Raw genomic sequence first — 18755 nt, 5'->3', positions numbered from 1 at the left:
CCGTGCCCGGGCCGGGGCGGGCGGCGATGAGGGCGGCGCGGGCGCCGAGGAGCGCCGCGCGGGGCGGGGGCGATGCGGCGATGGCGGGCGCGGCGCGCGCCACTTCGGCCGCGGCCTCGGCGGGGGTGAGGAATTCGGCGAGGCAGAGCCGGGCCTGGGCTTCGCCGGCAGCCAGGGCCGGGCTCGGCGTCAGGGCGCGGGCCGCGGCATAGGCTTCCGCCGCGCAGGGCAGGTGATCGCGCGCGCCGGGGCAGGCGGCGCCGGGTGCCCGTGCCGCCATGGCGAGGGACATGCAGGCCTCGGCGCGGCGGCTGTGCAGGCGGGCGCAGGCCGGGTGGCCTGGCGGGCAGGTGACGGACTCGGCGGCGATCTCGGCCGGGGTGGCGTGTTCCCAGCGGGCGAGCTGCGCGAGCGGCGGGTCGAGCAGGGCCGCGACCGGCGTGCAGGCGGCGAGCAGGAGGAGGAGGGCGATCCTCATGGCGTGAGCTCCCGCAGCAGGGGCACGGGGTCGGTGCGGGACTCGCGCAGTTCGCTCAGCAGCAGGGTAAGGGCCTGCAGCGCGGCCCTGGCCTCCTCCGGCCCTGCCTGCGGCAGGCTGGGCGTGGCGGCGGGCTGGCCGAGCCCGGCGGCGACGCGGCCGACCAGCTCGGGCGGGAGGTCGCCCTGGACGCGATCCTCCAGCAGGGCGCGGCGGAATTCGGACAAGCCCGCTTCCGCCTCGGCCGGATTGGCGAAGCCGGGGAAGCGGGCCCAGAGCAGGGCGGCCGCATCGGGGCGGAGGCAGGTGTCGAGCAAGGTGGCGAGGAAGCCGGGCTCGGCCAGGCGCGGCGTGAAGATCCGCGCGAAGATCGGCGCCTCAGCGAGGCGCAGCTCGGCCGAGGCGGGGGTGATGGCGCCGGGGTCGAAGAGCGCCGGGTCATGCGGCGAGTCGAGCAGGCGGGCACGGAAGCGGCGCCAGGCGGCGGCGCCCAGGTTCCAGCCGAGGCCGAGCAGCAGCGCGATCCCGGCGAGCGGGCCGCCGGCCGCGGCGGGCAGCAGGGGGGCGGCGGCGCGGAGCAGGGCGGGGAGGGGGCCGTCCCGGCCGGTGAGCGCGGCGGTCGCGGCCTGGATGGCGCCGAGGTCGGGCAGGCTGCGGGCGGTGGCCAGTGCCTGCTCGGCCCCGGCGAGCAGCGCCTCGGCCTGGGGGGGGATCAGGCCGGCGGGCAGGGCGGGGCCGATGCGCTGGACCAGGATGCGGGCGACGCCGAGCTGGCCTTCCAGCCGGGCGATGGCCTGGCCCATCTGGGCGGGCTGCGCGGCCTGGGCAGCGGCCTCGCGCGCGGCGGCCTCGCTTTGGCGCAGCGCCTCGTTGGCGCGGGTCTGGCCCTCCAGCGCCTCGCCGAGGCGGCGGGCGGCCTGGGCCTCGGGGCCGGTGGATCGCGCGCCGAAATAATAGCCGAAGACGCCGGCGATGATCCCGTTCACATAGCCGGCGATGGCGTCATTCAGCGCCAGGCTCTGGCTGAAGAGCAGCAGCGGCAGGCCGATGACGCCGACGATGAGCGCCAGCAGCGCGCGCACCGTGCCCTCGGGGAGGGCGAGCGGCAGGTCGCGCAGGGCGGAGAGCTGTTCGGGCGTGGTGGCGGGGTCGCGCAGCAGGGTGAAGCAGCGCGACGCCAGCCACCAGAGGAAGCCGGCGAAGCCGAGGCCGACCAGGAAGACGAGCAGGGCGGCGAGGCTGGCGGGCTGGCCGGCGAGGGGCGCGAAACCGAGCCCGGCGAGGCGGGCTGCGAGCAGCACCGCGATGGCGGCGAGGCCGCTGAGGAGGATGGCGATGGGGGGGATGAGGAAGCTGGGCAAGGCGGGGGACCTCCGAGCGAGGACCCTTTATGTTCTTATTTTGTTCTAACTTGCAAGCGAAAAGAGGATTGCGGTCCTATGATCCGCGCAAGATGGCAGGAAAACGCGCCTGTCAGCGGACCCGGAGCGTGGTGCTGTGCGCCCAGGCCTCGCGCCCATCGGCGGTGCGGACCAGGCGCCAGACCTCGCATTCGGCGCGCACCGTCACCAGTCCGGCCTGTTCCATGTGCTCCAGGACCGGATGGTCCGGGCTTGGGCCTTGGCGGAGATTGGCCTCGGCCAGCGGGCGGGCCGGGCGCGGCAATGGCAGGCCCGTCACCGGCGAGGCCATGCCGGCCTCGGGCGCGGTGGCGCCGGCGGGGGTGGCGATCAGGAAGACGGCGGCGAGCGCCCGCCGCGCCCTCCGCGTCAGGCCGGCGTGCGCACCAGCAGGCCCTGGCGGTGCAGTTCCTCAGCGATCTGCACGGCGTTGAGTGCGGCGCCCTTGCGGAGGTTGTCGGAGACGCACCAGAAGGCCAGGCCATGCGGCACGGTGGGGTCGCGGCGGAGGCGGGAGACGAAGACTTCGTCCTCGCCCGCGGCGTCGATGGGCGTGATGTAGCCGGCGTCCTCACGCTTGTCGAAAAGCTGCACGCCGGGCGCCTTGGAGAGCGCGGCGCGCGCCTCGGCCAGCGTGATGGGGCTCTCGAACTCCACATGCACCGCCTCGGCATGGCCGATGAAGACGGGCACGCGCACGCAGGTGGCGATGACCTGGATGTCGGGGTCGAGGATCTTCCGCGTCTCGACCGACATCTTCCACTCCTCCTTGGTCGCGCCGTCCTCCATGAACTTGTCGATGTGGGGGATCGCGTTGAAGGCGATGGGCTTGGTGAACTGCTCCACCGTCGGCAGGTCGTTCACGAAGCTGCCCTTGGTCTGGTTGAACAACTCGTCCATGCCCTCCTTCCCCGCGCCGGAGACGGATTGGTAGGTGGAGACGACGACGCGCCGGATGCGGGCGATCTCGTGCAGCGGCTTGAGCGCCACCACCATCTGGATGGTGCTGCAATTGGGGTTGGCGATGATGTTGCGCTTGCGGAAGCGCTTCAGCGCCTGGGGATTCACCTCGGGCACCACCAGGGGCACGTCGGGCTCCATGCGGAACTGGCTGGTGTTGTCGATCACGACGCAGCCCTGGGCCCCGGCGCGCGGGGCATGGATGGCGGAGACCGCGGCCCCGGGGCTGAACAGGGCCAGGTCCAGCCCCGAGAAATCGAAGGTCTCGAGGTTCTTCACCTTGAGCACCTGGTTCTCGCCGAAGCTGACGCTCTGCCCGGCCGAGCGGGGGGAGGCCAGCGCGAAGGCCTCGCTGACCGGGAAGTTCCGCTCGGCCAGGATCTTCAGGATTTCGCGCCCGACGGCGCCCGTGGCGCCCACGACGGCGATCTTATAGGCCATGGGTGGTCTCCCTGCGATCCGGCCCCGGCTTTACGGCCTGGGGCAGGGTGCGTCCAGCAAGCCCCGATTCACGGGCTGTTTACCGGGACGTCGCCAGAGGGATGGAGCATTCCTGGGATTGCAGCATGACCCTTCGCATCCGGCTTCTTCTCATCATCGGCCTGTTGGGCGCGGGGCTGGCCGCGCTGCTCGCGCATGGCGCCTGGTCCGCCTGGGGCGAGGCCGGCAGCGCCACCCGGCGCCAGCTCATCAACGCGGAGGCGCGTGCCCTGACCGAGGCCGCCGGGCACTTCGCGGTGGAGCGCGGCGAGATCAACGGCGCGCTGGCCTCCCGCGACCGGGCCGCGCTGGCCCGCGCCCAGGAGCGCGGCCGCCTGGGTGAGGCGGCGCTGGCGCAGGCGCTGCCGCAGCTCACCGACCCCCGGCTTGCCGCTCCGCTCTCCGCCTGGCGCGCGGCGCATGAGCAGCTGGAGCGGGCACGTCTGGCGGCCGCGGCCGTTGTCACCAGCGGCGCGCCCGCCGGCCCCAGCGGCGCGCCCGCCGGGGGCTGGTTCGCCATCGCATCCGCGCAGATCGAGCAATTGACCGCGTTGCGCCGTGCGCTGGAGACCGGCCTGGTGCAGGACCGCGCCGCCGATCTGGTGACCCTGCGCGACTCGCTGGCCGAATTGTCGGAATATGCGGGGCGGGAGCGCGGCCTCGTGAACGGCATGCTGGCCGCGGGCAGGCCGCTGACGCCGGAGCAGATGCTGGGCCTCGGCTCGCTGCGCGGGCGGATCGAGGGCGCGCGCTCGCGCCTCGCCGCCGTGGCGCTGCCGGCTTCGGCGGAGGCGGCGCTGGCCGGATACTTCACCCGCTTCGAGGCGGTGCGCGGCCCCGTCATCCAGGCCTTGCTTCAGGGCCAGCCGGCCCCCATGAACCCGGGCGAGTGGTTCCGCGGGGCGACCCAGGCGATCGAGCCGCTGCTCGCCGCGCAGAACGAGGTGTCGGCCCTGCTGACGGCGGATGCACAGGAGGCGGCGGGTGCGGCCTGGCGGCGCGCCCTGGCGCTGGCCGGACTGCTCGCGCTGGGCCTCGGCCTGATCCTGGCCGGCCTCGCCTATGTGGAATGGCGGATGTCGCGCCCGCTGCGCGAGGCGATGGCGGCGCTGCACCGCCTCGCCGGCGGGGATGACGAGGCCCCGCTGCCCGAGGCACGCGGCCAGGACGAGATCGCCGGGCTCGTCCGTGCGACCGCCCGTTTCCAGGAAGCGGCCCGGGCCCATCGGCTGCTGCTGGCCGAGCAGGATGAGCTGCGGCGGCGCGGCGATGCGGCGCGCGCCGAGACCCTGCGCGAACTCGCCGAGGTGATCGAGCGCGAGAGCGGGCGGGTGATGGGCGCGGTCCAGAGCCGCACCGAGGCGCTGGGCCACCTCTCGGCCGAGGTGCGCGAGGCGATGGCCCGGATCTCCGATGCCACGTCCGATGCGACGCAGACCGCCGGCACCACGGCCGAGCGGCTCGGCGCCGCCGCCCAGACCGGGCAGGACATCGGCGGCGCCGCGCTCGAGATCTCCCGGCGGATGCAGCAGGCCGGGCGCGACACCCAGGAGGCGGTCGCCCAGGCCGAGGCGGCGCGCGGCGCCTTCCAGGCTCTCAGCGCCACGGTGAGCCAGATCGGCGAGGTGTCCCGCTTGATCGGCGACATCGCGAGCCGCACCAACCTTCTGGCGCTGAATGCCACGATCGAGGCGGCGCGCGCGGGGGAGGCCGGCAAGGGGTTTGCCGTGGTGGCCGGGGAGGTGAAGTCCCTGGCCGCGCAGACCACCGGCAGCACGGCCGAGATCAGCATTCGCATCAATGCCCTGACGCAAGGCGCCGAGCAGGCGGCCAGCGCGCTGCTCGGCATCCAGCAAGGGGTGAACCTACTGAGCCAGCTGACGCTGGATGTGGCCGGCGCGGCGGAGCGGCAATCGGAGGCGACGCGCCTGATCTCCGAGGCCTTGCTGGCCGGCGATGGCCATGCCCGCGCCCTGGCCCGCCAGATGGAGACCATCGCCGACCAGGCGCGCGCGACCGATGCCCGGGCCGGGCAACTCGCCGATGATGCCCATGAGGTGGCCCGCCATGTGGAGGGGCTGCGCGGTGGCCTGATCGGCATGGTGCGGGAGCGCTTCGAGGAGCTGGAGCGCCGCCGCGCGCCCCGCATCGCGCGGGGGGAGCCGGCGCGGCTGGAGACGCCGGGCGGCAGCGTGGCCGGGGTGTTGCGGAATGCCTCGCCCGAGGGCGCCTTCTTCGCCACCGATGTGCAGGTGCCCGGCGAAGTGGTGACGCTGTGCTGCGCCGGCGCCACCCCGCGGCCCATGCGGATCGTCCGACGGGCCAGCGACGGGGTCGGGCTGGCCGCCCTGGCGGCGGCTTGATGGGGCGGCGTTTCGACGCCATGTTAAGCGCGCCGGCGTCGGGCCGGTGTCATTTGGGAAGGAAGATCGTCATGGCCTGGAAGACCCCTCGCGTGACCGTGGTCTCGCTCGCGCTCGAGATCAATAGCTACGCCTGCGCCGAGATCGGCTGAATCAGGAGCCTGGGCTGGTTCAGCCCAGGCGTTTCCCATGCTGCGCGCCATCGTGCTGGGCGCGGGGGCCGGAGGTGGCTTCCCGCAATGGAATTCTGCGGGCCCCGGCTGCCAGCGCGCACGCACGGGCGACCCGCGCGCCAAGCCGCGCAGCCAGGCCTCGCTCGCGGTCAGTGCCGATGGGGAGCGTTGGCTGCTGGTGAATGCATCGCCCGACCTGCGGGCGCAGATCGCCGCCACACCCGCCCTGCACCCCCGCCCTGAGCCGCTGCGCAATTCGCCCATCGCCGCCGTGGCGCTGACGGGGGCGGAGGTGGACACCATCGCGGGCCTGCTGAACCTGCGCGAGCGGCAGGCCTTCCGGCTTTATGGCGCGGCCCCGAGCCTCGCCCTGCTCGACGAAAACCCCATCTTCCGAGCGCTCAATCCGGATTTCGTGACGCGTGAGGCGATGCCGCTGGGGACGCCCTTCGCGCCCTGCGACGGCCACGGCGCGCCGCTGGGGCTGACCATCGAGGCCTATCCGGTGCCGGGCAAGGTGCCGCTCTTCGCCGAGGGCGCGGGCGACCCGGGCCTTTGCGAGGATGGGGAGGCGCTGGGGCTGGCCATCTCCGCCGGTGGCGCCGTGCTGCACTATATCCCGGGCTGCGCGATGATGACGGATGCGCTGCGCCAGCGCCTCATGGGCGCGGCCTGCGTGATGTTCGATGGCACGCTCTTCACCGATGACGAGATGATCCTGGCCGGCGCCGGCCCCAAGACCGGGCGGCGCATGGGGCATATGTCCATGGTGGACACGGTGCAGGAATTCGCGGCGCTGGGCGTGGCTCGGCGTATCTTCATCCACATCAACAACACCAACCCCGCCTTGCTGGATGACAGCCCGGAGCGTGCGCAACTCGCCGCCGCCGGCTGGGAGGTCGCGGAGGACCGGATGGAGATTTCGCTGTGAGCCTGATGTCGCCTGAGGAGTTCGAGGCCGCGCTGCGCGCCATCGGTGACGAGCGTTACCACATCCATCACCCGTTCCATCACCTGCTGCACAACGGCAAGCTGGAGAAGGGCCAGGTGCAGGCCTGGGCGCTGAACCGCTACTACTACCAGGCGAGCATCCCGGCGAAGGATGCCTCGCTGCTGGCGCGGCTGCCGACGCCCGAGCTGCGGCGCGAATGGCGCCGGCGGCTGGAGGATCATGATGGTGACGGCGTGAAGCCGGGCGGCGTGGAGCGCTGGCTGAAGCTGACGGACGGGCTGGGGCTCGACCGCGACTATGTGACCTCGCTCCGCGGCCTGCTGCCGGCCACGCGCTTCGCGGTGGATGCCTATGTGCGCTTCGTGCGGGAGATGAGCCTCTTGGAGGCCATCGCTTCCTCGCTGACCGAGATGTTCTCGCCCAACATCATCCAGCAGCGCGTCTCGGGCATGCTGCGGAACTATGATTTCGTGAGCGAGGAGACGCTCTCCTACTTCAAGCCGCGCCTGACCCAGGCGCCGCAGGATGTGGATTTCGCGCTGGGCTATGTGAAGCGGCACGCCGATACGCGGGAGAAGCAGGAGCAGTGCCTCGCCGCGCTGCGCTTCAAATGCGACCTGCTCTGGGCGCAGCTCGATGCGCTGCATCTGGCCTATGTGGAGCCGCGGCTCATCCCGCCGGGTGCCTTCAGGCCGTGAGCGCGATCCGCTTCGCCCCCGGGGTCCGCCTGCAGGAGGACAAGGCGCGCGGGCGCTGGGTCATCATGGCGCCGGAGCTGATGTTCATCCCGGACGAGATCGCGCTCGAAGTGCTGCGCCTGGTGGATGGCGTGCGGGATGAGGCGGCGATCGTGGCCGCGCTGGTCGAGAAGTTCGCGGCACCCGAGGATGTGATCGGCGCCGATGTGGCCGTGATGCTGGATGACCTGGTCGCGAAGGGCGCCTTGCGTCGTGGGTGATCTGCCGCTCGCCCTGCTGGCCGAGCTGACGCATCGCTGCCCGCTGCGCTGCCCCTATTGCTCCAATCCGACGGAACTGACGCGCGCGGCGGGTGAGCTTTCGACCGCCGAATGGGCGCGGGTGTTCCAGGAGGCGGCCGCCCTCGGCTGCCTGCAGGTGCATCTCTCGGGCGGCGAACCGACTTCGCGGCGGGACATCGTGGAGATCGTGGCCGCCGCCCGCGCGGCGGGGCTCTACACCAACCTGATCACGGCGGGCGTGCTGCTGGACGCAAGCCTGATGGCGCGGCTGGTCGAGGCGGGGCTGGATCACGTGCAGCTCTCCGTGCAGGACGCCGAGGAGGCGGGGGCGGAGCGCATCGGCGGGCTCAAGGGTGCGCAGGCGAAGAAGCGCGCGGCGGCGGCGCTGGTCACTGCGGCGGGGCTGCCGCTCACGCTCAACGCCGTGGTGCACCGGCAGAATCTGCACAACCTGCCCCGCCTGATCGAGATCGCGCTGGAATGGGGGGCGGGCCGGCTCGAGGTTGCGCATGTGCAGTATTATGGCTGGGCGCTGGCCAATCGCGCGGCCCTGCTGCCCACCCGCGCGCAGCTCGACGAGGCGACGCGCATCGTGGAGGCGGCGCGCGCCGCGCATCGCGGGCGGCTGGTGATTGATTACGTCGTGCCGGATTATCACGCGGCGCGGCCCAAGGCCTGCATGGGCGGCTGGGGGCGTCGCTTCCTGGGTGTTTCGCCCGCCGGGAATATCCTGCCCTGCCACGCGGCCGAATCCATCGCGGGCATGCAATTCCCCAATGTGCGCGAAGCCTCGCTGGCCGCCGCCTGGGGCGAGAGCGCGGCCTTCAACGCCTTCCGCGGCACGGGTTGGATGCCCAAGCCCTGCCAGGGCTGCGAACATGCCGAGCGCGACTGGGGCGGCTGTCGCTGCCAGGCCTTCGCGCTGACCGGCGATGCGGCGGCGACCGACCCGGCCTGCGCCCTTTCGCCGCATCACGGGATGCTGGCCGAGGCGCTGGCCGAGGCGGGGGAAAGCACCTTCCGCTACCGCGATTTCAGCGGCGCCGCCGGTTGAGCCATCGGGCCTTCGGGTCTATCGGTTTCAGCCATGAATTCGCTGTCGCCCCTCAACCAGGGCCCGCTTCCGGCCTATCGCGCGCGCGTGGCCGAGGGGCTGCTGCACCCCGACCCCGCCCAGGCCCATGCCGCCGAGACCCTGCAGAACCTCTGGCGCATCCTGCGCGGCTATGACCCGCAGCCCACGCTGAGCGCGCCGCGCGGCCTCTTCGGCCGTCTTTTCGGGGGCAAGCGCGGCTCGGGCGACCTCGCCGCACCCCCGGGCACGCCCGAGGGGCTCTATCTGGTCGGGGCCGTGGGGCGGGGGAAGTCCATGCTGATGGACCTCTTCTTCGAGACGGCGGAGGTGGCACGCAAGCGGCGCATCCACTTCCACGCCTTCATGCAGGAGGCGCATCAGCGCATCCATCGCTGGAAGCAGACGCATCCCGGCTCGGACGACCCGATCCCGCCGCTGGCGGATGCCATCGCGGGAGAGGCGGCGCTGCTCTGCTTCGACGAGTTCCAGGTGCATGACATCACCGATGCCATGATCCTGGGCCGCCTGTTCGAGGCGCTCTTCGCCCGCGGCGTGGTGGTGGTGGCGACCAGCAACACCGCGCCCCAGGACCTGTTCAAGGGCAAGCCGGGGCGGGACGCCTTCCTGCCCTTCATCGCGCTCATCCAGTCCCGCGTGGAGGTGCTGCACCTGGAATCCGCACAGGATTACCGGCGCGAGCGCATCCGGGGCATGCCCACCTGGCACCACCCGCTGGATGGGCGGAGCGAACGCGCGCTGGACGCGGCCTTCCTGGAGCTGACCGGCACGGCGCGGGGCGCACCTGTGAGCCTGCAGGTGCTGGGCCGCCCGGTGCCGATCGCGGAAGCCGCGCGCGGCGTGGCGCGACTCGAGTTCGACGCGGTCTGCGGCCAGGCGCTGGGTCCGGCGGATTACCTGGCCATCGCCACCCATTTCCACACGCTGGTGCTGGATGGCATCCCGCGGCTGGGGCCGGAGAATTTCGACCGGGCGCGGCGCTTCATCACGCTGGTGGACGCGCTTTACGAGCATCGCTGCAAGCTGGTGGCCTCGGCCGAGACCGGGCCGGACGAGCTTTACGAGCGCGGCGACAACGCGGCGATGTTCGAAAGAACCGCATCACGGCTCATGGAAATGCAAAGCCAGGAGTATTTGGGCTTGCCTCATCTCCCGTGACGTAATACGCCGTAACACGAGAGACGGAAAACGGGGGTTTCATGCGCTCTTTCATCGGCGGCCTTCTGGGCCTTTGCCTGGGCCTTGCCCTTCTGCCGCAAGATGCCTCGGCCCGGACGGATGCCCGGAGTTCCGCGCAGTCTTCCCAGTCCAGCCGCACGACGACGGCGGCGACCCGGCCCGCTACGGCGCGGCCGTCCACCACGACGCGGACCAGCAGCGCAAGCCGCCCGGCCGCCACGACGCAGCGCCAGGCGCTGGCGCCGCGCAGCACCACCTCCAGCCGGAGCGCGCAGCGCGCCGGCACCTCCCGTCAGGCCGCGGCCGTGCCCTACGCCCGCCAGCCGGCCACCACCAACACCCGTGGCCTGCGCCAGACGGCGGTCGCCACCTGCACCACGCGCAACGGCCGCCGCACCTGCGCGCCGGCCGCGACGCGCACCGCCTCGATGCGCTGGACCGGCGGCCTCGCGCCCGCCGCCTTCAGCCAGACCGGCTGCCCGGACGGCACCATCGCCACCATGGCGATCGGCCATAACGACATCACCCGCTGCGTTCCGCTCTGAGGAATTGAGCCGAGGGGCTTGGAGCCGCGGCCGCCTGGGGCGGCCGCGGCTTTTTTGCTTTGTGGGGAACACGCCCCCGGGGTGAGGCGCCTGAATGCCGGGGGAGCCCCCTAGCTTGTCCGGACAAGGCCCTCTAGCCTTCTCTGATGGACCCCGGAGAGGGGCCGTGGAGGAGAAGACCGGATGCGCCGCCGAACCGCGCTCACCGCCATCGCGCTGCTGCCCGGGCTGGCCCGGGCGCAAACCTATCCCAGCCGGCCGATCCGCCTGATCATTCCCTATCCGCCGGGCGGGGGAACGGACGCCCTGGCGCGACCCTGGGCCGAGCGGATGCGGGCCAAGCTCGGGCAGCCGCTGGTGATCGAAAATCGCGGCGGGGCGGCGACCAATATCGGCATGGAGATGGCCGCCCGCGCGGCGCCGGACGGCCAGACGCTGATCGTCAACGCCGACAATGTCGCGCTGTTTCCGCATCTCTATCAGCGGCTCAGCTATGACCTGTTCCGGGACCTTGTGCCGGTCACCTATCTCGCGCAGTCGCCTTTGGTGCTGGGGGTGAACCCCAGCCTGCCGGTGCGCAACCTGCGGGACTTCGTGGCGTTGATGCGGCGCGAGCCCGAGCGGTATTCCTTCGCCAACCCCTCCATCGGCTCGCCGCATCACCTGGGGTTCGAACTGCTGGCGCGCGAGGCCGGCATCCGGATGATCCAGGCCGAATATCGCGGCGGCGGCCCGGCGCTGAATGATGTTCTGGCGGGGCATGTGCAGCTGGGCGTCTTCAGCCTGGGCGCGGTCAGCTCCCACTTCGCGGCGGGCACGCTGCGGCCGCTCGCACTGCTCTCGCCCGAGCGTTCGGCGGCGGCACCGGACATCCCGACCACGGCGGAGGAGGGCTTTCCGCTGGTGGTGAACGCCCTGCGTTTCCTGCTCTTTGCCCCCGCCGGCACGCCGCGCCCGATCATCGAGACGCTGCATGCGGCCGCGGTTGAGACGCTGGCCGAGCCTGGGCTGCGGGAGCAGCTGACGCGGGCGGGCTTCGACATCATGACCACCACGCCGGAGCAGGCGGCCGCCATGCTCCGGGCTGAATACGAACGCTGGGCGCCGATCCTGCCCGGCCTCAACCTGCGGATGGATTGAAGCACCCATGGAACGACTGGATATCGCGGGCGACGCCCGGCGCATCGTGGATGTGGTGAAGGCGGGCGGCGTGGCCGTCTTCCCGACCGATGTGGGCTATGCCGGGGCGGCGGGCTGCGAGGCGGCGCTGATGCGCTTCTTCCTGGCCAAGGGGCGGGGGGCGCATAAGCGCAACGCCATGCTGGGCAGCCTCGCCATCCATGAGGATGTGCACACCCTCTCCGCGCGCGCCAACACCATGATCCGCTGCCTGGTCGAGGATTACGACCTGCCGATCTCGGCCATCGGGCCCTTCCGGGCGGATCACCCGCTGCTGCGCAAGCTGGGCGAGCCGGCGCTCTCCGCCAGCACCGAGGGCGGCACGGTCGCGATCCTCATGAATGTGGGCGCGCTGGAACACCGCATGGCGACGCTGGCCGCCGAGGAGGGGCAGCCGCTGTTCGGCTCCTCGGCCAATCTGACGGGGACGGGGACGAAGTTCCGCGCGGTGGACATCCAGCCCGAGATCCGCGGCTGCGCCGACATCGTGGTGGATTACGGGCTGCAGAAGTTTCACCAGTATCGCCGTTCCTCCACCATGATCGACTTCTCGACCATGGAGGTGGTGCGGATCGGCAGCTGCTATGAGCTGATCCAGGAGGTGCTGGGCCGGCATTTCGGCGTGGAACTGCCGCCCGATCCGGGGCTGGAGGCGCTGCCCTCGGGCCATGTGCGGGAGGCGCAGCGCCGCTACCGGATGTGAACCTCGACGCGGGACGCGAAGGTCTGCATGACATTCTTGCAGGGCGTGCGTTGGCCGGCCTCGATGCAGTTCAGCAGGAAGACCTCCACGCAGGCGCCCGCCGCGAGTTGCGCCCCAAACTCCAGCGTATTGGGGGAATGGGTGAAGCTCGCCACGAGGCTGGTGCCGGAATTGGCGATGTTGGTGCGAGCGATCATCCGCCCCGGGCTGCCGCAGGTGCTGACATAGGTGTCAGCCTGCATCCGCGCCTCGCCGCGAACACGGGTGGCATTGATCAGGACGTTGAGAGCGATGTAGGCGGAGTCATCCAACCGGACGGCGCAGCGGACCTCGCCGTCGTTATGCTCCCGGCAGGCGGCGCCGGCGGTGAACTGTGCCGAGGCGGGGGCGGCCGCCAGGAGGGTGAGCAGGCAGGCAAGCGCGGTTCGGTACATGGGGATCTCCTGGATCTGCGTTTCGCATCTGATGATGTGTCGGGGTGGGGGTCGCGGCGCATCAACCGGGCGCTCGCGATGGCGGGGGTCGGCCCGGCCGATGGCGGGCCCCTCCAGGCCCGCCGCGCCTCAGCCCGGTGCTGCGACGCTGAGACTAATTCGCCCAGCTCAGCTCGACGCGGCTTGGGCCGATCCGCAGGGCATTCGTGCAGCTCTCGGCTCGGCCGGCCACGGTGCAGTTCAACAGGAAAACCTCCACACAGAAGCCCACCACGCTCTGCACCGAGTGTTCGACCGGGTTGGGCTCATGGGTGAAGGTCGCCACGCGGCTGGTGCCTGAATTCGAGATATTGGTGCGACCGACCATCCGCCCCCTGCTGCCGCAAATGCTGACATAGGTGTCGGCCTGCATGCGCGCCTCCGCACCGGCGCGCGTGGCATTGATGGTGACGTCGAAGCGGGTGCCGGCGGGAATATCCACCCGGGCGGCGCAGCGCACCTCATCATTGCGATGCGGCCAGCAGGCATTGGTGGCGAGCTGGGCCGAGGCGGGGGCGGCCGCCAGGAAGGTGAACATGCAGGCAATCGCGGCGCGGAACATGGGGATCTCCTGAAGATGCCTTTGGATCTGATGATGCTGGAGGGGGGAGGGGCCCGCGGCGCATCAGCCCCGCGCGGCGCCCCCTGAGGACAAGGGCTCAGCGCACCTCGATCTTCGTCGCGCCGAGGTTGAGCACCTGCTGGCAATTGGCCGCCTGGCCGTTGCTGGAGCAGGAGGTCAGGAAGGTCTCGACGCAGAAGCCGAGGACGCCCTGCGTGACGGCGCCCGCCTGGCTGCGCTCATTGGTGAAGCCCGCCACATGGCTGGTTCCCGAATTGGCGATGTTGCTGCGCCCGACCAGCTGCCCGGCCGTGCCGCAGGTGCTGATGTAGGTGTCCGCGACGATCCGCGCCTCGGTATTGCCCGCGCGGGCGGCGTTGATGAACACGCTGTAGGGGCGGTTGCCGCCCGGGATATCCACCCGCACGGCGCAACGCACCTCGCCATTGCGGTGGGGCTGGCAATCGCCGCGGCCGACCGTCTGGGCGGAGGCGGGGGCGGCGGCCATCAGGGCCAGCAGGGTGAGGGCGGCGGGACGAAGCATCGGGGTGTTTTCTCCTGGGGTTGGTGGTGAAGGAATGGGGCGGGCAAGCGGGCCGGGGCCTGGCCCCGGGCTCACCGCACCTCGATCTGGCTGAGAACGAGGTTCATCACCGCCTGGCAGCCGGAGGGGCGCGCATTGGCGGAGCAGTTGTAGATGAAGGTCTCGACGCAGAGGCCGGCGCCGACACTCATTTCGGCGGTGATCGAGCCCGGTTCATTGGTGAAGGTCGCGATCTGACGCACGCCCTGCACGGGGCCGACTTGCCGGCTCACCATCCGCCCGGGCGCGCCGCACATGCTGACATAGGTGTCGGTCGTCATCGTCGCCGAGGCGTGGCTGATGTCGAAGCCCTGGATCCGGACCGTGTAGCGGTGGCCGCTCGGCGGGACGTCGAGGCGCACCGCGCACCGCACCTCGTTGTTGCGGTGCGGCAGGCAGGCCCCCCAGGTGCTTCCCGCGGATCCGTGGGGGGAGGCTGCGGCGGTCAGGGCGAGGAGGGCGAGGGGTGCGAGGGCGGAGAGGCGCGGCATCTGTGGTCTCGGTCTCAGCGGCGGGGCCGCCATTGGGCTGGTGCGGGACGTCCGGGTGGCCCCGCGACGTCGGGTTTTTGGCGCGAGAGCGGGGTGCCCAGCAATCGGCCGGTGGCGATGGGGGTGATCGTTGCGGCCAATGGCGGGTCTTTCCAGGCCTGCTGCAACGCGGTAACTCTGCCGCGCTCCAAGGCGGAAACCTTCCTGGCTGAACCGGGAAGCAAGCCGGGGCACCGCATCGAGGAAGGCCGCACGGGTGTGGCCAAAGAACAGGGAATCCCCATGGCCCGCAACAAGATCGCCCTCATCGGCGCCGGCAACATCGGCGGCACGCTCGCCCACCTCATCGGCCTGAAGGAGCTGGGTGACGTCGTGATGTTCGACGTCTTCGGCGGCGTGGCCGCGGGCAAGGCGCTGGACATCGCGCAGTCGAGCCCGGTGGACGGCTTCGACGCGGCGCTGAGCGGCGGCAGCGACTACGCGGCCATCGCGGGGGCGGACGTGATCATCGTCACCGCCGGCTTCCCGCGCATGCCCGGCATGAGCCGTGACGACCTGCTGACCAAGAATGCCGGCGTGATGGCGCAGGTGGCCGAGGGCATCAAGACCTACGCCCCCAACGCCTTCGTGATCTGCATCACCAACCCGCTCGACGTCATGGTCTGGGCGCTGCAGCAGAAGTCGGGCCTGCCGCCGCACATGGTGGTCGGCATGGCCGGCGTGCTGGACAGCGCGCGCTTCCGCCTCTTCCTGGCCGAGGAGTTCAAGGTCTCGGTCGAGGATGTGACGGCCTTCGTGCTGGGCGGCCATGGCGACACCATGGTGCCGCTGACCCGCTATTCCACCGTCGCCGGCATCCCGGTGCCGGACCTCATCAAGATGGGCTGGACGACGCAGGAGAAGATCGACGCCATCGTGCACCGCACGGCCAATGGCGGCGGCGAGATCGTGAAGCTGCTGGAGCGCGGTTCGGCCTTCTACGCGCCGGCGGCCTCGGCGGTCGCGATGGCCGAGAGCTACCTGAAGGACAAGAAGCGCGTCCTGCCCTGCGCCGTGATGCTGAACGGCGAATACGGCATGAAGGACTTCTATGTCGGCGTGCCGGTGGTGATCGGCGCGGGCGGCGTGGAGAAGATCGTCGAGGTCGAGTTCCTGCCGGAAGAGAAGGCGGCCTTCGTGAAGTCCTGCGACGCGGTGAAGAAGCTGGTCGAGGATTTCAAGGCGCTCGGCGTCTGAGCAGCCCATGCGGGTTGCCGTGATCGCCGATGTGCACGGCAACCGCCTGGCCCTGGCGGCGGTTCTGGAATCCGTCGCGGCCGCCCGGCCCGATCTGCTGATCGAGCTGGGCGACGCGGTCTCGGGGCCGCTCTGGCCCTCCGAGACCTATGAGATGCTGGCGGCCGCCGGCGCCATCGCGGTGCGTGGCAATCACGACCGCTGGGTGGCCTTCGAGGCGCCTGAGGCGCTGGGCACGACGGACCGCTTCACCCAGGCGCGGCTCTCCGACTCACAGCGCGCGGCGCTTGGCGCCCGGCCGATGAGCTGGCGTGGCGATGGCATCCTGGCGATGCACAGCCTGCCCGAAGATGACCTGACCTATGTGATGCATGAATCCACCCGCCACGGCATCCGCGAGCGCGTGCCGGGTGAGGTGGAAGTCCTGCTGCCGAAACCCGCGGGCGAAAGCCTGGTGCTGACGGCGCACACGCACCGCGCGCATGCGATGCAATTGCGGGACGGACGCCTCGTGGTGAACCCGGGCTCCGTCGGCCAGCCGGCCTATACCGACACCGTTCCCTACCCGCATGTGATGCAGGCGGGCTCCCCGCATGCCCGCTGGGCGCTGCTGGAGCGGCGCCACGGCACATGGCGTGTCAATTTCCACGCCATCGAGTATGACTGGGACGCCGCCGCGTCCGAGGCGGCGCGCCACGGCCGGGATGACTGGTCGCGCGCGCTCGCCACAGGAAATCTGAGCTGACCCGAAGGACCACCCGAGCATGAACATCCACGAATACCAGGCGAAGGAGCTGCTGCGCCGCTACGGCGTGGCCGTCCTCGAAGGCCATGTGGCCTGGAACGCCGACGAGGCCGAAGCCGCGGCGAAGAAGCTGCCGGGCCCGATCTACGTCGTAAAGAGCCAGATCCATGCGGGTGGGCGCGGCGCGGGCCGCTTCACCAATGACCCGAACGGCAAGGGCGGCGTGCGGCTCGCCAAGTCGCCGGAGGAGGCCAAGGCGGCCGCGGCGGCGATGATCGGCTCGACGCTGGTCACCAAGCAGACCGGGCCCGAGGGCAAGGTGGTGAGCCGCGTCTATGTGGAAGCGGGCTGCGACATCGCCCGCGAGCTGTACCTCTCGCTGCTGGTGGACCGCGACAGCTCCCGCGTGCTGATCATGGCCTCGACCGAGGGCGGCATGGAGATCGAGGAGGTGGCCGAGCACCACCCCGAGAAGATCCTGAAGGTCGCGATCGACCCGGCCTCGGGCATTTCCGGCTTTCATGGCCGCAAGCTCGCCTTCGGCCTCGGCCTCGAGGGCAAGCAGGTGTCGAGCTTCGTGAAGTTCGTGGACGCCATGTACAAGGCGTTCCTGGAGCTGGATTGCGCGATCGTCGAGATCAATCCGCTGGTCGTCACCAAGGGCGGCGATGTGGTGGCGCTGGACGCCAAGGTCTCCTTCGATGACAGCGCGCTGTTCCGCCACAAGGATCTGGAAGCGCTGCGCGACGACAGCGAGATGGACCCGAAGGAGCTGGATGCCACCAACAACGACCTGAACTATGTGGCGCTCGATGGTGAGATCGGCTGCATGGTGAATGGCGCGGGCCTGGCCATGGCGACCATGGACATCATCAAGCTCTATGGCTCCTCGCCGGCGAACTTCCTCGATGTCGGCGGCACGGCGGACAGTGCGCGCGTGACGCAGGCCTTCCGCATCATCACCTCGGACGTGAATGTGAAGGCCATCCTGGTCAACATCTTCGGCGGCATCGCCAAGTGCGACATGATCGCGACCGGCATCGTCGAGGCGTCGAAGAACCTCTCGCTCAAGGTGCCGCTGGTCGTGCGCCTCGAGGGCACGAATGTGGAGCTGGGCAAGAAGATCCTGGCGGAATCCGGGCTCGCGATCATCGCGGCCGACAACCTCGCCGACGCCGCCCAGAAGGCCGTCGCTGCCGTTAAATCTGAGCATGCCTCCGGCATGACGAAGGGGGCTTAAGTCCATGGCCATTCTCGTCGACAAGAACACGCGCGTGATGACGCAGGGCTTCACCGGCGCGCAGGGCACCTTCCACGCCAGCCAGGGCATCGCCTATGGCAGCACCTATGTGGGCGGCGTGACGCCGGGCAAGGGCGGCACCATGCACCCGACGCTGAACCTGCCGGTCTTCAACACGGTGGCCGAATGCAAGGAAGCGACCGGCGCCAACGCCTCGGTCATCTACGTGCCGGCGGCCTTCGCGGCGGATTCCATCCTGGAAGCCATCGATGCCGAGATGCCGCTGATCATCTGCATCACCGAGGGCATTCCGGTGCTCGACATGGTGAAGGTGAAGCGCGCGCTGGATGGCTCCTCCTCGCTGCTGATCGGGCCGAACTGCCCGGGCGTCATCACGCCGGATGCCTGCAAGATCGGCATCATGCCGGGGCATATCCATCGCCGGGGTTCGGTCGGCATCGTCAGCCGCTCCGGCACGCTGACCTATGAGGCGGTGGCGCAGACCACGGCGGCCGGGCTCGGCCAGTCCTCCTGCGTCGGCATCGGCGGTGACCCGGTGAAGGGCATGGACTTCATCGACGTGCTGGAGCTGTTCCTGGCGGATGACGAGACCAAGTCCATCATCATGATCGGCGAGATCGGCGGCCAGTCCGAGATCCAGGCGGCGGAATTCCTGAAGTCCGAGAATTTCGGGCCGGGCAAGCCGAACAAGCCGGTGGTGGGCTTCATCGCCGGCGCCACGGCGCCTCCGGGCCGCCGCATGGGCCATGCGGGCGCCGTGATCTCGGGCGGCAAGGACACGGCGGCCGCCAAGATGGCGGCGATGGCCGAGGCGGGCATCCATATCGCCGATACGCCGGCGAGCCTGGGTTCCACCATGGTCAAGGCCTTGGCGAAGTAAAAGGCAAGCCCGCGGCCTTCAGGCCGGACGTGAAACAGCC

At 70.7% G+C, this 18755-nt stretch carries 21 protein-coding genes and 1 pseudogene; 14 read left to right on the top strand and 8 right to left on the bottom strand.

The annotated features are described in order from the left end of the window. From KTR66_RS16520 to KTR66_RS16505, 4 genes and pseudogenes are all read right to left on the bottom strand, one after another. A pseudogene (locus KTR66_RS16520) lies at positions 1 to 478 on the bottom strand (hypothetical protein); the annotation flags it as partial. Then, positions 475 to 1839, bottom strand: a complete 1365-nt coding sequence (locus tag KTR66_RS16515) for a hypothetical protein (RefSeq protein ID WP_213614361.1) — start codon at positions 1837 to 1839, stop codon at positions 475 to 477. The gene KTR66_RS16515 and the pseudogene KTR66_RS16520, both read right to left, overlap by 4 nt. A gap of 112 nt (positions 1840 to 1951) precedes the next feature. Next, the gene (locus tag KTR66_RS16510) at positions 1952 to 2170 is read right to left on the bottom strand and encodes an SH3 domain-containing protein (RefSeq protein ID WP_213614358.1); all 219 of its coding nucleotides are present in this window, start codon (positions 2168 to 2170) and stop codon (positions 1952 to 1954) included. Between the two features lie 77 nt (positions 2171 to 2247). After that, positions 2248 to 3279: an aspartate-semialdehyde dehydrogenase gene (locus tag KTR66_RS16505; protein WP_213614356.1), complete on the bottom strand. Its 1032-nt coding sequence runs from the start codon at positions 3277 to 3279 to the stop codon at positions 2248 to 2250. Between the two features lie 125 nt (positions 3280 to 3404). On the opposite strand from KTR66_RS16505, the gene KTR66_RS16500 reads away from it, so the two are divergent. From KTR66_RS16500 to KTR66_RS16455, 10 genes are all read left to right on the top strand, one after another. Continuing rightward, the gene (locus KTR66_RS16500; protein WP_213614354.1) at positions 3405 to 5681 is read left to right on the top strand and encodes a methyl-accepting chemotaxis protein; all 2277 of its coding nucleotides are present in this window, start codon (positions 3405 to 3407) and stop codon (positions 5679 to 5681) included. Next, positions 5681 to 5833: a pyrroloquinoline quinone precursor peptide PqqA gene (pqqA, locus tag KTR66_RS25315; RefSeq protein WP_213614352.1), complete on the top strand. Its 153-nt coding sequence runs from the start codon at positions 5681 to 5683 to the stop codon at positions 5831 to 5833. Before KTR66_RS16500 ends, pqqA begins: the two co-directional genes overlap by 1 nt. A 37-nt stretch (positions 5834 to 5870) precedes the next feature. Continuing rightward, positions 5871 to 6785 carry a pyrroloquinoline quinone biosynthesis protein PqqB gene (gene pqqB / locus KTR66_RS16490; RefSeq protein WP_213614350.1) on the top strand — a complete coding sequence of 305 codons (915 nt, stop codon included), beginning with the start codon at positions 5871 to 5873 and terminating at the stop codon, positions 6783 to 6785. Between the two features lie 5 nt (positions 6786 to 6790). Then, positions 6791 to 7504, top strand: coding sequence for a pyrroloquinoline-quinone synthase PqqC (gene pqqC, locus KTR66_RS16485; RefSeq protein WP_213614389.1), 714 nt, complete (start codon positions 6791 to 6793; stop codon positions 7502 to 7504). Next, positions 7501 to 7764, top strand: coding sequence for a pyrroloquinoline quinone biosynthesis peptide chaperone PqqD (gene pqqD / locus KTR66_RS16480; protein WP_371819151.1), 264 nt, complete (start codon positions 7501 to 7503; stop codon positions 7762 to 7764). The genes pqqC and pqqD overlap by 4 nt, the downstream gene beginning before the upstream one ends. Then, positions 7757 to 8839: a pyrroloquinoline quinone biosynthesis protein PqqE gene (gene pqqE, locus KTR66_RS16475; RefSeq protein WP_371819150.1), complete on the top strand. Its 1083-nt coding sequence runs from the start codon at positions 7757 to 7759 to the stop codon at positions 8837 to 8839. The genes pqqD and pqqE overlap by 8 nt, the downstream gene beginning before the upstream one ends. A 33-nt stretch (positions 8840 to 8872) precedes the next feature. Then, the gene (gene zapE / locus KTR66_RS16470; RefSeq protein ID WP_213614344.1) at positions 8873 to 10036 is read left to right on the top strand and encodes a cell division protein ZapE; all 1164 of its coding nucleotides are present in this window, start codon (positions 8873 to 8875) and stop codon (positions 10034 to 10036) included. Positions 10037 to 10077: 41 nt separating this feature from the next. Then, the gene (locus KTR66_RS16465) at positions 10078 to 10602 is read left to right on the top strand and encodes a hypothetical protein (protein WP_213614342.1); all 525 of its coding nucleotides are present in this window, start codon (positions 10078 to 10080) and stop codon (positions 10600 to 10602) included. A 183-nt stretch (positions 10603 to 10785) separates the two neighbouring features. After that, entirely contained in the window at positions 10786 to 11742 is a 957-nt protein-coding gene (locus KTR66_RS16460; RefSeq protein WP_213614340.1) for a tripartite tricarboxylate transporter substrate binding protein, read from the top strand. A 7-nt stretch (positions 11743 to 11749) separates the two neighbouring features. Beyond that, the gene (locus KTR66_RS16455) at positions 11750 to 12484 is read left to right on the top strand and encodes an L-threonylcarbamoyladenylate synthase (RefSeq protein WP_213614338.1); all 735 of its coding nucleotides are present in this window, start codon (positions 11750 to 11752) and stop codon (positions 12482 to 12484) included. Here KTR66_RS16455 and KTR66_RS16450 read toward each other — a convergent pair. The 4 genes from KTR66_RS16450 to KTR66_RS16435 form a co-directional block, all read right to left on the bottom strand. Next, positions 12472 to 12918, bottom strand: a complete 447-nt coding sequence (locus tag KTR66_RS16450; RefSeq protein ID WP_213614336.1) for a hypothetical protein — start codon at positions 12916 to 12918, stop codon at positions 12472 to 12474. The two genes, KTR66_RS16455 and KTR66_RS16450, sit on opposite strands and share 13 nt — an antisense overlap. A gap of 154 nt (positions 12919 to 13072) precedes the next feature. Further along, on the bottom strand, positions 13073 to 13519 hold the full coding sequence (locus tag KTR66_RS16445; protein ID WP_213614334.1) for a hypothetical protein: 447 nt from the start codon (positions 13517 to 13519) through the stop codon (positions 13073 to 13075). Positions 13520 to 13616: 97 nt separating this feature from the next. Then, positions 13617 to 14063 carry a hypothetical protein gene (locus KTR66_RS16440; RefSeq protein ID WP_213614332.1) on the bottom strand — a complete coding sequence of 149 codons (447 nt, stop codon included), beginning with the start codon at positions 14061 to 14063 and terminating at the stop codon, positions 13617 to 13619. A gap of 71 nt (positions 14064 to 14134) precedes the next feature. Next, positions 14135 to 14593: a hypothetical protein gene (locus KTR66_RS16435; RefSeq protein ID WP_213614330.1), complete on the bottom strand. Its 459-nt coding sequence runs from the start codon at positions 14591 to 14593 to the stop codon at positions 14135 to 14137. Between the two features lie 282 nt (positions 14594 to 14875). Here KTR66_RS16435 and mdh point away from each other — a divergent pair, with 282 nt between their 5' ends. The 4 genes from mdh to sucD are packed head-to-tail and all read left to right on the top strand — an operon-like array spanning position 14876 to position 18715. Further along, entirely contained in the window at positions 14876 to 15829 is a 954-nt protein-coding gene (mdh, locus tag KTR66_RS16430; protein ID WP_213614387.1) for a malate dehydrogenase, read from the top strand. A gap of 7 nt (positions 15830 to 15836) precedes the next feature. Next, complete coding sequence (locus KTR66_RS16425) at positions 15837 to 16574, top strand: metallophosphoesterase (protein ID WP_213614328.1); 738 nt, start codon at positions 15837 to 15839, stop codon at positions 16572 to 16574. Between the two features lie 19 nt (positions 16575 to 16593). Beyond that, complete coding sequence (sucC, locus tag KTR66_RS16420) at positions 16594 to 17814, top strand: ADP-forming succinate--CoA ligase subunit beta (protein ID WP_213614326.1); 1221 nt, start codon at positions 16594 to 16596, stop codon at positions 17812 to 17814. 4 nt (positions 17815 to 17818) lie between these two features. Beyond that, positions 17819 to 18715, top strand: coding sequence for a succinate--CoA ligase subunit alpha (gene sucD, locus KTR66_RS16415; protein WP_213614324.1), 897 nt, complete (start codon positions 17819 to 17821; stop codon positions 18713 to 18715). Positions 18716 to 18755 lie beyond the last annotated feature (40 nt).

Source organism: Roseococcus sp. SDR (genome assembly GCF_019083995.1).
Lineage (GTDB): Bacteria > Pseudomonadota > Alphaproteobacteria > Acetobacterales > Acetobacteraceae > Roseococcus.
This window is presented reverse-complemented; position numbering and strand designations above follow the sequence as displayed.